This window comes from Cupriavidus numazuensis, from assembly GCF_905397435.1.
GTDB lineage: Bacteria > Pseudomonadota > Gammaproteobacteria > Burkholderiales > Burkholderiaceae > Cupriavidus > Cupriavidus numazuensis.
On record NZ_CAJPVI010000003.1, the window covers coordinates 116137 to 129046 of the forward strand.

Genomic DNA, 12910 nt, shown 5'->3' on the forward strand with positions numbered 1-12910 from the left:
CGTCCTGCACCACGATCAGAACGATAACGAGGTACCGACATGCAAGTTTTCTGGTTTATCCCGACCCATGGCGACAGCCGCTACCTGGGCACGTCCGAAGGCGCGCGCGAGGTGGGCATCGACTACCTGAAGCAGGTGGCCGTGGCTGCCGACACGCTCGGCTATGAAGGCGTGCTGATTCCGACCGGACGATCCTGCGAAGACCCGTGGGTGGTGGCATCGGCGCTGGCAGCCGTGACGCAGCGGCTGCGCTTCCTCGTGGCAGTGCGCCCGGGGTTGATGACGCCCACGCTCGCTGCGCGCATGGCCGCCACGTTCGACCGCATTTCAGGCGGACGTCTGCTGGTCAACCTGGTGACGGGCGGTGACGTGGCGGAGCTTGAGGGCGATGGGTTGTTCCTCGATCACGCCGCACGCTACGAAGCGTCGTCAGAATTTATCCGCATCTGGCGCGACGTGCTCGCGGCAAGCCATGACAGCGGCGAGATCAGCTTCGAAGGGCGCCATCTGACCGTGAAGGGCGCACGCGTGCTGTACCCGCCGTTGCAACGTCCGCATCCGCCCGTGTATTTCGGCGGCTCTTCGGCCGCTGCGCATGAACTGGCTGGCGAGCAGGTCGATACCTACCTGACGTGGGGCGAGCCTCCGGCGGAAGTTGCGCTGAAGCTCGCCGACGTGCGCAAGCATGCCGCGCGCCACGGCCGCACGGTGAAGTTCGGCATCCGCCTGCACGTGATCGTGCGCGAAACCGAGTCCGCTGCGTGGGCCGCTGCGGAGGATCTCATCAGCCGGCTCGACGACGAGACCGTGGCGCGCGCGCAAGCGGTGTTTGCCAAGATGGATTCCGAGGGGCAGCGCCGCATGGCAGCCTTGCATGCGGGGGGCAACAAGCGTACGCGCGAGGCGCTGGAAATCAGTCCCAACCTTTGGGCTGGCGTAGGCCTCGTACGTGGCGGTGCGGGCACGGCGCTGGTGGGCGATCCGCATCAGGTTGCGGAGCGTATCCGCGAATACGCCGAGCTGGGCATCGATACCTTCGTACTGTCCGGCTATCCGCATCTCGAAGAAGCGTACCGCTTCGCAGAACTGGTGTTCCCGTTGCTGCCGCGTTCGGTGCGCGACAAGCTGCCCGGGCAAGTCCTGTCGGGTCCGTTCGGTGAAGTCATGGCGACCGGCATCGTGCCGCGCGCCTCGCAGAGCTGAGGAGGCCGCCATGTCCGCAACTCTGATCGCGTCGCCGCGCCGTGACTGGCGCATCGTGGCGCGCACGCTCGCACCGTGGGTCGTGCCGGCGCTGCTGTTCGTCGCCTGGCAGGCTGCATCGCAGTACGGCTGGCTGTCGACGCGCGTGCTGCCCGCACCATTGGCCGTGGTGAAGGCTGCATGGGAACTCGCCCGTTCCGGCGAATTGTGGACGCACGTCTGGGTCAGCACGTGGCGCGCCGTGGTGGGCCTTGCCGTAGGCGGCGGCCTGGGCCTGCTGCTTGGGCTGCTGACCGGTACGTTCCGCAGCGCGGCCACGTTGCTCGACAGCACGCTGCAGATGGTCCGCAACATCCCGACGCTCGCGCTGATTCCGCTCGTGATCCTGTGGTTCGGCATCGACGAAACTGCCAAGCTGTTCCTGGTCGCGCTGGGCGTGTTCTTCCCGGTGTACCTGAACACGTTCCACGGCATCCGCGCCGTCGATCCCGGCCTGATCGAGATGGCGCGCAGCTACGGGCTGTCAGGCTGGCGCCTGTACCGCGAGGTAATCCTGCCGGGAGCGCTGCCGAACATCCTCGTCGGCGTGCGTTTTTCGCTGGGCCTGATGTGGGTGATCCTGATCGTTGCCGAGACCATCTCCGCGCAATCGGGCATCGGCTATATGACGATGAACGCGCGCGAGTTCCTGCAGACCGACGTGGTGCTTGTGGGCATCCTGCTCTATGCGCTGCTCGGCAAGCTGGCCGATGTGCTGTCACGCGGGCTCGAACGCTTCTGGCTGCGCTGGCATCCGGGCTACCAGGCCGCATAAGGAGAACGCGACATGCAAAGCAATCCCGTGGAACAGGCCGCGCTCGCGTATGCCGATACGCGGCTGAAGCAGTCGGCCCTGCCGCACACTGCAGAAACACAGCCCGGCGGTGTCGCGCTGCATGTGCAGCAGGTCATCAAGCGCTATGACGGGCGTGAAGTGCTGCACCGTATCGAACTCACGGCGGCACCGGGCGAATTCGTTGCCATCGTCGGCCGCAGCGGCTGCGGCAAGAGCACCTTGCTGCGGCTGGTGGCGGGGCTGGAAGGCGCGGACGAAGGTGCCATCACGCTCGACGCGCAGCCTGCGCGCACGCTGCAGCAGGACATCCGCGTGATGTTCCAGGACTCGCGCCTGCTGCCATGGAAGCGCGTACTTGAGAACGTGGCGCTGGGCCTGCCGCGCGAACGCCGCGAAGAGGCCGCGGCCGTGCTGGCGCAGGTCGGTCTGGCCGACCGCGCCGGTGCGTGGCCGGCGCGGCTCTCTGGCGGGCAGCGCCAGCGCGTGGCATTGGCGCGCGCGCTGGTGCACCACCCGCGCCTGCTGCTGCTCGACGAACCGCTCGGCGCGCTGGATGCGCTCACCCGCATCGAGATGCAAGGGCTGATCGAATCGCTGTGGCGCCGGTTGGGTTTTACCGCACTGCTCGTGACGCACGACGTGTCCGAGGCCGTGGCACTGGCCGACCGCATCGTGCTGATCGAAGACGGCCACATTGCAATGGATGAACGCGTGGCGCTGGCCCGGCCGCGGCAGCGTGGCTCGGCGGCGTTCGCGCACCTCGAGGAACAGGTGCTGCGGCGGGTCATGCAGCACACGCCGAATGCAGGGGCCGTGCCGCAATCGGAGCGGGAAGCCACCGCGGACTGGTCGCTGGTGCGCACGGTCGAGTCCGTGCGCTTCGCGGTGTAACGCATTCGGAACCCGCACATCGTCATTACACAATCTTCATACGCCTTCACCAAAGGAGCTTCTATCATGAGCATTCAGGCGATCAACGTACGCAACCAGTTCCGCGGCAAGGTAGCCGCCATCATCGAAGGCCCGGTGGTTTCCGAAGTGGACGTGGAAACGCCGGCCGGCATCGTCACCTCGGTCATCACCACGCGCTCGATCCGCGACCTCGGCCTCACGCTGGGCAGCGAAGTCGTTGCGCTGGTCAAGGCCACCGAAGTGTCCATTGCCAAGCTGTAAAGTGCCGCGGGCCGTGTGCGCACGGTCTGCAGCTTGACTGTCAAGCAGGAACAAAGGCGCCGGGAGGCGCGAAAGGAAACACAGGCATGGCCATCGCAGGCGCGAACGCACCCGAAGCCACGTGGGGCGCCCTGGAGCGCTACCTTGAAACGCTGCCGCGGCAGCCGCTGGCCGACCGCCAGCTTTGGCGCGACGCGCGCGGCCAGGTGCAGGGCCAGTTTTTCAACTGTTCACTCACGAGCGCATTCGAGCCGCTGGTGACGCTGGCCGACCGCGAGGTCGTCGCGCACGAAGGGGCGATCCACACGTATGCAGAGGACGGTGTCGGCCTTGCCGCGTGGAAGCTGTTTGCGATGGCCGCCGATGACGCCACGCTGGTGTCGCTGGACCGTCTGTCGCGCCTCGTGCATGCCATCAACTACTTTGCCGCGGACGGGGCCCACAAGCTGGTGCTCAATGTGCACAACCGCCTGCTGGCGGCGGTGGCCGATGACCATGGCTCCGCGTTCCGGCGCGCGCTGCAGTCGCTCGGCCTGCCGGCAGATCGCTTCGTGATCCAGGTGCCGGCCAGCGCCAATGACGACTTGCCGCTGCTGCTGCACGTGGTGGGCAACTATCGCCGCAACGGGTTTGCCGTGAGCCTGCAGGCGTCCGACCCGGCCGAGGCCGGTGCGCTGATGGCCCACGCCTTGCCCGACTGGCTCAAGCTCGATATGCGCCGCACATGGACCGACCGTCAGCTTGCCGGGCTGGGCGCGAGCGCGGCCAATGCCGGCGTCACGCTGATCGGCCGGCGGCTGCAGGATGCCCTGAGCGTGGAACGCCTGCAGGCGGCCGGTATCGGTCTGGGGCAGGGTGCGTTCGCGGGCGGGCTGGTGACGCCTGCTGCGCTGCGCCCCGCACGGACGTTGAGCGAGGAGGTGGCATGACGGAGAGCAGCAAGCCGATTCCACGCCTGGAGATCCCCAGGCACCTGCAGGTGCTCACGGTGCCGGGCCTTCACGGCAGCGGTCCGGGACACTGGCAAAGCCGCTGGGAGCAGCGCTTCCCGGACTGGCAACGCATCGAGCAGCATGACTGGTCGCGTCCGAGCCTGCCTTTGTGGGCGGAGCGCGTGTCCGAAGGCGTCATGCGCGCGCAGCGCGTGGCGTCGCGCGGCGCGGTGCTGGTCGCGCATAGCTTCGGGTGTCTGGCCACGCTGCGGCAGGCGGCGCTCGATCCGGCGGGAATTGCCGGCGCGCTGCTGGTGGCACCCGCGGATCCCGACAAATTCGCTGTCGCGCATCTACTGCCGGCTTACAGGCTGCCATTCCCAACCATTCTGATTGCGAGCCGCAACGATCCGTGGATGCCGCAACGTACGGCCTTCAGCTGGGGGACGCTGTGGGGCAGCGAGCTGATCGATGCGGGCAGCCTCGGTCACATCAACGCGGATTCTGGCCTGGGCGAGTGGGGCGAGGGTCTGGGTCTGCTTGGCACCCTGGTGCAGCGGATCAACTTCGCAGGTAGCGCCGAAGCCACTGGCGACCAGGCGGGGCCCTGGGAAGCTGGCGTGGAAGTCGCTTCTACGGTCCCATATATCTAAATCGTCTAAGAAAATTCGTAAAGATTCGTTCTGTTTATAAGGCGGCATCTGCAGAATTTGTCTCGTAGGGCCGGTGCTTTATGCGCCGGTTTCATAAGGGCCCGCGCAACGTCGCGGGGCCGACCACCGACGAGACGACATGCCACCGACCATTTCCCTGGCGGACACGCCCCCACCGGCCGCCCCCGATTCGCGTGCCAGCCGTAGCGCGCCGGGCCGTAACAGCCGCCAGCGCTTTACGGTATTGCCGGGCTTTGGCCTGTCCCTCGGGTTCACGATCTTCTATCTCACGCTGATCGTGCTGGTCCCGCTGTCGGCCACGTTCCTGAAGACGTTCACGATGACGTGGGAGGCTTTCTGGACGACGGTGACGGCGCCACGCGTGGTTGCCTCCTATCAACTGAGCTTTGGCGCGTCGCTGATTGCCGCCATCATCAATACCGTCTTCGGACTGGTGGTGGCCTGGGTGCTGGTGCGCTACCGCTTTCCGGGCAAGCGCCTGATCGATGCACTGGTGGACCTGCCGTTCGCGCTGCCCACGGCAGTGGCTGGTATCGCGCTGACGGCACTGTTCGCGGGCAATGGCTGGATTGGCCGTTATCTCGAGCCGCTCGGCATCAAGGTGGCCTTTACTCCGCTGGGCGTGGTGGTGGCGCTGACCTTCATCGGCCTGCCGTTCGTCGTGCGCACGGTGCAGCCGGTGCTCGAAGACGTCGAGCAGGAGCTTGAAGAGGCTGCTGCAAGCCTGGGTGCCACGCGCCTGCAGACCTTCATTCGCGTGATATTGCCAGCCATCCTGCCGGCGCTGCTGACCGGCTTTGCGCTGTCGTTCGCACGTGCCACGGGTGAGTACGGTTCCGTCGTGTTCATCTCCGGCAATATGCCGATGGTCTCGGAAATCGCTCCGCTGATGATCTATTCGAAGCTCGAGCAATACGACTACGCAGGTGCTACCGCGGTGGCCGTGGTGATGCTCGTGATTTCCTTCGGGCTGCTGCTAGTGATCAACCTGCTGCAGGCCTGGACCCGCCGCCACCAGTCGGGCGCGCATAGCGGCCTGGCACTCGAAGCGCCCGCCACGGGCAAGGAGCACTGACATGGCCGGCGCAGTTTCGGGCCGCCTCGGGCGGCAGGGCTCGGCCCACCACAAATTCGACGCCACCGGCGAAGCCGTATGGGTGCGCTACACGCTGATCACCGTGGCGGTGCTGTTCCTCACGCTGTTCCTGTTCGTGCCGCTTGCATCGGTCTTCTACGAGGCGCTGCGCAAGGGCGTGGAGACTTACTGGGAAGCGCTGATCGAGCCGGATGCGTTGTCGGCAATCCAGCTCACGCTGACCGTGGCCGCCATTGCGGTGCCATTGAATCTGGTGTTCGGCGTGGCCGCGGCCTGGGCCATCGCCAAGTTCGAGTTCCCGGGCAAGAGCCTGCTGACCACGCTGATCGACCTGCCATTCTCGGTGTCGCCGGTGATCTCGGGCCTGGTCTATGTGCTGATGTTCGGCGCGCAGGGCTGGTTCGGTCCGTGGCTGGAGGCGCACGACATCAAGATCATGTTTGCGGTGCCCGGCATCGTGCTGGCCACGATCTTCGTGACGTTCCCCTTCGTGGCGCGCGAACTGATTCCGCTGATGCAGGCGCAGGGCAGTGAAGAGGAAGAAGCCGCCATCGTGCTGGGCGCGTCGGGCTGGCAGACCTTCTGGCACATCACGCTGCCGAACATCCGCTGGGGCCTGCTCTATGGCGTGATTCTGTGTAACGCCCGTGCGATGGGCGAGTTCGGTGCGGTGTCGGTGGTGTCGGGCCATATCCGCGGCCTGACCAACACCATGCCGCTGCATGTGGAGATTCTCTACAACGAGTACAACTTTGCGGCGGCATTCGCGGTGGCATCGCTGCTGACGCTGCTGGCCCTGGTCACGCTGGGTATCAAGACACTGGTCGAACTGCGTGCCCGCAAGGAAAACGAAAACGCTGCCACGGAACGTCCGCTGGCTGCATTGCAAGGACAGGCATCATGAGCATTCAGGTCAAGAACGTAGAGAAGCGCTTTGGCGATTTTGTCGCGCTGGACAACGTCTCGCTGGACTTCGAAGAGGGCGAGCTGACCGCGCTGCTTGGGCCGTCGGGCTGCGGCAAGACCACGCTGCTGCGCATCATCGCGGGCCTGGAGCGCGCCGATGCGGGCCAGATCGTGCTGGCCGGGCGCGATGCCTCGGAGCAGCATGTGCGCCAGCGTCAGGTCGGCTTCGTGTTCCAGCACTATGCGTTGTTCAAGCACATGAGCGTGTTCGAGAACGTGGCGTTCGGCCTGCGCGTGAAGCCGCGCAACGAGCGCCCGAGCGAAGCGAAGATCCGCGAGAAGGTGAAGTCGCTGCTGGAACTCGTGCAGCTCGACTGGCTCGCTGACCGCTATCCCGCGCAGCTTTCGGGCGGCCAGCGCCAGCGTATTGCGTTGGCCCGTGCGCTCGCCGTGGAGCCGCGCGTGCTGCTGCTCGACGAGCCGTTCGGCGCGCTCGATGCCAAGGTGCGCAAGGAACTGCGCCGCTGGCTGCGCCGCCTGCACGACGAACTGCATGTGACCAGCGTGTTCGTGACGCACGACCAGGAAGAAGCGCTCGAAGTGGCTGACCAGGTGGTGCTGATGAATCGCGGGCATGTCGAGCAGTTCGGCTCGCCGGAAGCGGTCTACAACCATCCGGCTACGCCGTTCGTGTTCGGCTTCCTCGGCAACGTCAACCTGTTCCATGGCCGCCTGGAAGTGGGCGAGAGCGGCGGCCTGTTGCATACCGGCGAAGCGGTGCTGCCGGTCGTGGGCAGCGGCCATGAGACCGCCGGCGATGCCGTGGCCTATGTGCGGCCGCACGACCTCGATCTCGAACGCTATGCGCCGGGCACCGATGGCATCGCCGTCACGTTGCGCCGCGCGCTGACGCTGGGCCCCGTGGCCCAGCTCGAACTCGAGCGCGAGGACAACCAGGACGTGATCGAGGTGGCGCTGCCGCTCGAGCGCTTCCGCCACGCGGGCTTCCGCGAAGGCGAACTGCTGGCGGTGCGGCCGCGCCAGCTGCGTGTCTTCACCCAGCACACACAACAACAATCGAACGCGCGCGCCAACGGCGCGACGTCAAGCCGGCAAGGGGCAGTGCGATGAATTTCCAGCAACTCCGATCGATTCGCGAGGCGGTACGCCGCCAGTTCAACCTGACCGAAGTCGCCAACGCGCTGTACACCTCGCAGCCGGGCGTGTCGCGCCAGATCCGCGAACTCGAAGAAGAACTCGGCGTGGAGATTTTCGAGCGCTATGGCAAGCGCCTGACCGGGCTGACCGAGCCGGGCCGCGAGATCGTGCGCATTGTCGAGCGCCTGCTGCTCGAGGCCGAGAACCTGCGCCAGGCCGGCGACGAATTCGCCGGCCGCCATACGGGGCGCCTGACGGTCGCCACGACGCACACGCAGGCGCGCTACGCGCTGCCGAAGGTGGTGCAGTCGTTCCGCCGCGCGTACCCGCACGTAACGCTCGCGCTGCAGGAGGCGTCGCCGACGCACATTGTCGAACTGCTGCTGACGGGGCAGGCCGACATCGGCATCGCAACCGAGGCGCTCGCCACCGAGGCTGGGCTGACGTCGTTCGAGGCCTACACCTGGCAGCACGTGCTGGTCGTTTCGCCCGATCATCCGCTGACGCTCGTGCCGGAGCCGACGCTGGAAGATGTGGCCGGTTTCCCGCTGATCACGTATGACGCCGGCTTCACCGGCCGCCGCAAGATCGACGGTGCGTTTGCCGAAGCCGGCCTGCAGCCCGAAATCGTGCTGACGGCGCTGGATGCGGACGTCATCAAGACCTATGCCGAGCTCGAACTGGGCGTGGGCATCATCGCATCGATGGCCTACGACGAGCGCAAGGACTCGGGCCTGGTGCGGATTTCGGCCGACCATCTGTTCGATTCGAATACAACAAGCGTGGCGCTGCGCCGCGGTGCTTACCTGCGCGACTACGCCCACGCCTTCATCAACATGTTCGCGCCGCACCTGTCGCGCGACACGGTCTCCAGCGCGCTGGGCGAAAGCGACACGCGGCAGGCCCTGGCTGCCTGATTGCGCGCTGGCTACCCGGTCAGCCTTGCATTGCTGCCAGGCCCTGGCGGCCCCCATCTGTGCAGGCAGCGGCGCATGTCGCTGTCCATCCCGTCCCCGCGCGGTTCGCGCCGCGCGCCCGCCGTTCGTCGCAAGACACTTTTCTTCCCGGCCCCAGGCGTCGTAAAGTGCCTGCACATGCCGGGGAAATCGATAGCGAAACGACTCTCCGGTTCGTGCCGCAGCGCAACAGATATTGCGCGCGATGCCATTGACGATGGAGAGAGACCATGAGGACTGGCCGCACTGGCCGGGGCGTATTCGTCCCGCTGATCCTGATCCTGGTAGGAGGCGTGCTTCTCCTACAGCACCGCGGCATGCTGCCCGCGCAATTCACGCATGACTGGTGGCCGCTGCTGCTCGTCATCGCGGGCGTGGTGTTGCTGGCCCGCCGTGTGGCGCTGCGGCGCTGATGCCGTGCGGGGCGCCGGCGCCGAGGGTTGAGGCGCGCGGCGATCGTACCCATCCGGACCCTCACGCATTGCGCCAGGCACAGGCCACGCTAACATGAACCCCATGAACCGTTGTCTTTCCTCGGCCATCCCGTCCCGGCTGACCATCCTCGGGCGTGACCTGCTGTTCGTGCTGTGCATGAACACGGTGATCGCCGTCAGCCTGAACTATGGCTTCCAGACCGGCGGCACGTTCTGGCACAACTTCGTCTACAGCCACCTGATCGGGCTGTCGATCTGGTTGTTGATCGACATCCCGCGCGTGCTGATCTGGTGGAACGATCGCCCGCGCCGCTGGCCGTTCCTGGGCCTGGCCGCGGCTGCCGTGCCGCTTGGCGTGATCCTCGGCAGCTGGGCCACGCGCGAGGTACTGAACCTGCCGCCCAAGTCCGTCGCCGAGACCGGCGACATGCTGCGTATGTGCCTGGTGGTGGGCATGCTGGCGTCGACGAGCATGATCTATTTCTACTGGTCGCGCGAAAAGCTTGCCCATCTCGAGCGTCAGGCCGCATTGGACGCGCTGCAGCGCGAAGAAGCCGAGAAGCAGCTCGTGCGCGCCCAGTTGATGGCATTGCAGGCGCAGATCGAGCCACACTTCCTGTTCAACTCGCTCGCCAATCTCGACGGTCTGATTGCCACCGACCCGCGCGCGGCGCGCAAGCTGCTGCAACGGCTGATCGGCTTCCTGCGCACCTCGCTGTCGCATACGCGGGCCGAGCAATGCACGCTGCGCCAGGAGTTCGAGTTGTTGCGAAGCTATCTCGATATCCAGGGCATGCGCTTCGGCACGCGCCTTGGCTACGACTTCGATCTGCCTGCCGAGCTGGCCGGTGTGGAGATTCCGCCGATGCTGATCCAGCCGCTCGTGGAGAACGCGGTCACGCATGGCATCGAGCCGTGCATGCGCGGCGGCCACATTACGCTGTCGGCGCGCGCGGCCGGCGAAGACGCGGTGCAGGTCATCATCGCCGATACCGGCGTCGGCTTCGGCCATGGATCGGGCAAGGGCTCGGGCCTAGGCCTGACCCACGTGCGCGAACGGCTCGCGCGCATCTTTGGTGCGGCGGCCAGCATGCAGATGGAGGAAAACACGCCCCGCGGCGTGGTGGTGCGCCTGACGCTGCCGATGACGCGCCATACCGAAGTGCCGGTGCCTGCGCCGGTTGCTGCGCCCATGCCGGCCACGCCGGCTGGCGCTACACCGGCCATGCCACGTCCCTGATGATCTGAAACACGTCGCTTGCTGACATCGATCACGCCCCTGATCCCTGCCATGACCCCGACCCTGCTGATTGCCGATGATGAACCCCTGCTGGCCCGCGTGCTGGAATCCGAACTGAGCGCGCTATGGCCGGAGGCCAGCGTGGTCGGCGTGGTGCACGACGGCGTTGCCGCGCTCGAAGCCGCCCGGCAGCATCAGCCGACGGTGGTGTTCCTCGACATCCGCATGCCCGGCATGAGCGGCATGGAGGTGGCCCGCGAACTGGTCGAGTTCGATGTGCCGCCGCTTGTCGTATTCGTGACGGCCTACGACCAGTTCGCGCTGGAAGCGTTTGAACGGGCGGCCGTCGACTATGTGCTCAAGCCCGTGCAGCACGAGCGGCTGGAGGCAACGGTCTCGCGGCTGAAGGCGCGGCTGGCGGCGGCACAGGCCGATGCCGAGCCAAGCAACGGCCAGATCGACAACGACCGGCTCGCGCAACTGCTTAACCGACTGGATGCGCTGGAGAACCCGTCAACGGCCCGCGCCGCGACGGGGCAGCAGGGCAGCTACCTGCGCTTTATCAAGGCGCTGGTGGGGCAGGAGGTCCGCATCATCCCGGTCGATGAGGTTATTTACCTCGAAGCGACCGACAAGTACGTCAACGTCGTATCTACCGGCGGCGAGGCGCTGATCCGCACCAGCCTGCGCGAACTGGCGCAGCAGCTGGATCCGGAGCGTTTTTGGCAGATTCACCGCGGTACCGTGGTCAATATCACATGCGTGGCCAGCGCCGTCCCGCAGTCGCTTGGCCGCGTATCGCTGCGCCTGCGCGACCGGCCGGAATCGCTGCCCGTCGCGCGGCAGTACGCCTACCTGTTCAAGCAGATGTAGTTGTCCCAGGCGTTGCGGCGGCGGCTGCACCCGGATGCAGCCACTTGCGGTTTTCCACTATGATGCGAGCTTCGGTGCGCGTTTTTGCATGCCTTGTGGTTTGCAGGCCTGCGGTACGCGTGCCTGGCTCCATCCCGCGAATCCGCCGCCATGACTACCGCTGCTCTCGATCCCAGCCGCAATACGCTCCGCCATGATGCCCAGGTGATCGGGCTGGTAGGGCTGGCGCACGGGGTTTCCCACTTCTATCACCTGTTGCTGGCGCCGCTGTTCCCGTGGATCAAGGCGGAGTTTGGCCTGAGCTATGCCGAACTCGGGCTGCTGATGACGGTCTTCTTCGCGGTGTCGGCGGTAGTGCAGACCGCATCGGGCTTCGTGGTGGACCGCATCGGCGCCCGGCCGGTGCTGTTTGGCGGACTGGCCTTCCTGGGCGCGGCGGCCTTGCTGCTTTCCACCAGCACCGGCTACGCGATGCTGCTGTTCGGCGCCGGCGTGGCGGGACTGGGCAACGGCGTGTTCCATCCGGCCGATTTCACGCTGCTGAACAAGCATGTGTCGCAGCCCCGGCTCGGCCATGCATTCTCGGTGCACGGCATCTCGGGCAACCTGGGTTGGGCGGCTGCGCCGGTTTTCCTGGTGACCATTGCCAACCTGGCGACGTGGCGCGTGGCGCTGGCGGCGGCTTCGGTCGTGGCGTTCAGCGTGCTGGCAGTGCTGCTGGTGCTGCGCCATGTGCTCGACCCGCGCGAGCTTGGCAGTGCGGTCGGCCGTCCCAAGGCCGCTCAGGCCGGTGCCGGTGGCAGCCTGCTGGGCTTCCTGAAACTGCCGCAGGTATGGGTATGCTGGGCCTTCTTCCTGCTGACCACGTTCTCGGCCGCCGGCATCCAGAGCTTCGCGCCGACGGCGCTGACGCAGCTCTATGGCATTCCGTTCACGCTGGCGACGGCGTCCTACACCATCTACATGCTCTGCAGCGCGGGCGGCATGGTAGTCGGTGGGTTTGCCGCGACCCGCACCAGCAACCATGACAGGCTGATCGCGCTGAGCTTCACGGTATCGGGCCTGATGGCCGTGCTGGTGGGCCTGAATGTTGCGCCGGGACTGCTGGTGCCGGTGCTGCTCGGCGTGGTCGGCTTTGGCGCGGGCACGGCGGGTCCGTCGCGCGACCTGCTCGTGCGTGCTGCGGCCCCGGCCGGGGCTACCGGGCGCGTGTACGGCGTGGTGTATTCGGGCCTGGATATCGGCCTGGCGAGTGGCCCGCTGTTCTTCGGTGCGCTGATGGACGCGCACCTGCCCAACTGGGTGTTCTTCATGATCGGCGGCTTCCAGCTGGTGTCGATCCTGACCGCCGTGACGGTCGGCAACGGCAACCGTTCGCGCCGAGGCGCTGGTTCGCAGGCAACGGCAGCCTGACGCCGGCCAGGCGGTAC

At 66.4% G+C, this 12910-nt stretch carries 14 protein-coding genes; all 14 read left to right on the forward strand.

From position 1 onward, the window contains the following. Window positions 1-39 precede the first annotated feature (39 nt). Window positions 40-1203 (forward strand): FMNH2-dependent alkanesulfonate monooxygenase, encoded by a 1164-nt coding sequence (gene ssuD / locus KHO41_RS04135; protein WP_211952036.1) that lies wholly within the window; start codon window positions 40-42, stop codon window positions 1201-1203. A 10-nt stretch (window positions 1204-1213) separates the two neighbouring features. After that, window positions 1214-2017: an aliphatic sulfonate ABC transporter permease SsuC gene (ssuC, locus tag KHO41_RS04140; protein ID WP_211952037.1), complete on the forward strand. Its 804-nt coding sequence runs from the start codon at window positions 1214-1216 to the stop codon at window positions 2015-2017. A 12-nt stretch (window positions 2018-2029) separates the two neighbouring features. Continuing rightward, window positions 2030-2929, forward strand: coding sequence for an ATP-binding cassette domain-containing protein (locus KHO41_RS04145; protein WP_211952038.1), 900 nt, complete (start codon window positions 2030-2032; stop codon window positions 2927-2929). A 66-nt stretch (window positions 2930-2995) separates the two neighbouring features. Further along, entirely contained in the window at window positions 2996-3211 is a 216-nt protein-coding gene (locus KHO41_RS04150; RefSeq protein WP_011298135.1) for a TOBE domain-containing protein, read from the forward strand. Between the two features lie 86 nt (window positions 3212-3297). Then, window positions 3298-4140 carry an EAL domain-containing protein gene (locus tag KHO41_RS04155; protein ID WP_211952039.1) on the forward strand — a complete coding sequence of 281 codons (843 nt, stop codon included), beginning with the start codon at window positions 3298-3300 and terminating at the stop codon, window positions 4138-4140. Continuing rightward, window positions 4137-4796, forward strand: coding sequence for an RBBP9/YdeN family alpha/beta hydrolase (locus KHO41_RS04160; protein WP_211952040.1), 660 nt, complete (start codon window positions 4137-4139; stop codon window positions 4794-4796). Before KHO41_RS04155 ends, KHO41_RS04160 begins: the two co-directional genes overlap by 4 nt. A gap of 139 nt (window positions 4797-4935) precedes the next feature. Next, window positions 4936-5892 carry a sulfate ABC transporter permease subunit CysT gene (gene cysT / locus KHO41_RS04165; RefSeq protein ID WP_211952041.1) on the forward strand — a complete coding sequence of 319 codons (957 nt, stop codon included), beginning with the start codon at window positions 4936-4938 and terminating at the stop codon, window positions 5890-5892. A 1-nt stretch (window position 5893) separates the two neighbouring features. Beyond that, entirely contained in the window at window positions 5894-6817 is a 924-nt protein-coding gene (gene cysW / locus KHO41_RS04170; protein ID WP_211952042.1) for a sulfate ABC transporter permease subunit CysW, read from the forward strand. After that, window positions 6814-7950, forward strand: coding sequence for a sulfate/molybdate ABC transporter ATP-binding protein (locus tag KHO41_RS04175; RefSeq protein WP_011298130.1), 1137 nt, complete (start codon window positions 6814-6816; stop codon window positions 7948-7950). Before cysW ends, KHO41_RS04175 begins: the two co-directional genes overlap by 4 nt. Continuing rightward, window positions 7947-8894: a CysB family HTH-type transcriptional regulator gene (locus KHO41_RS04180; RefSeq protein WP_211952043.1), complete on the forward strand. Its 948-nt coding sequence runs from the start codon at window positions 7947-7949 to the stop codon at window positions 8892-8894. The genes KHO41_RS04175 and KHO41_RS04180 overlap by 4 nt, the downstream gene beginning before the upstream one ends. A gap of 269 nt (window positions 8895-9163) precedes the next feature. Beyond that, entirely contained in the window at window positions 9164-9346 is a 183-nt protein-coding gene (locus KHO41_RS04185) for a LiaI-LiaF-like domain-containing protein (protein ID WP_211952044.1), read from the forward strand. A 94-nt stretch (window positions 9347-9440) separates the two neighbouring features. After that, window positions 9441-10607, forward strand: a complete 1167-nt coding sequence (locus tag KHO41_RS04190) for a sensor histidine kinase (protein ID WP_211952045.1) — start codon at window positions 9441-9443, stop codon at window positions 10605-10607. 51 nt (window positions 10608-10658) lie between these two features. Continuing rightward, on the forward strand, window positions 10659-11480 hold the full coding sequence (locus KHO41_RS04195) for a LytR/AlgR family response regulator transcription factor (protein ID WP_211952046.1): 822 nt from the start codon (window positions 10659-10661) through the stop codon (window positions 11478-11480). Window positions 11481-11630: 150 nt separating this feature from the next. Then, on the forward strand, window positions 11631-12893 hold the full coding sequence (locus tag KHO41_RS04200; protein ID WP_211952047.1) for an MFS transporter: 1263 nt from the start codon (window positions 11631-11633) through the stop codon (window positions 12891-12893). The last annotated feature ends 17 nt before the right edge of the window (window positions 12894-12910 follow it).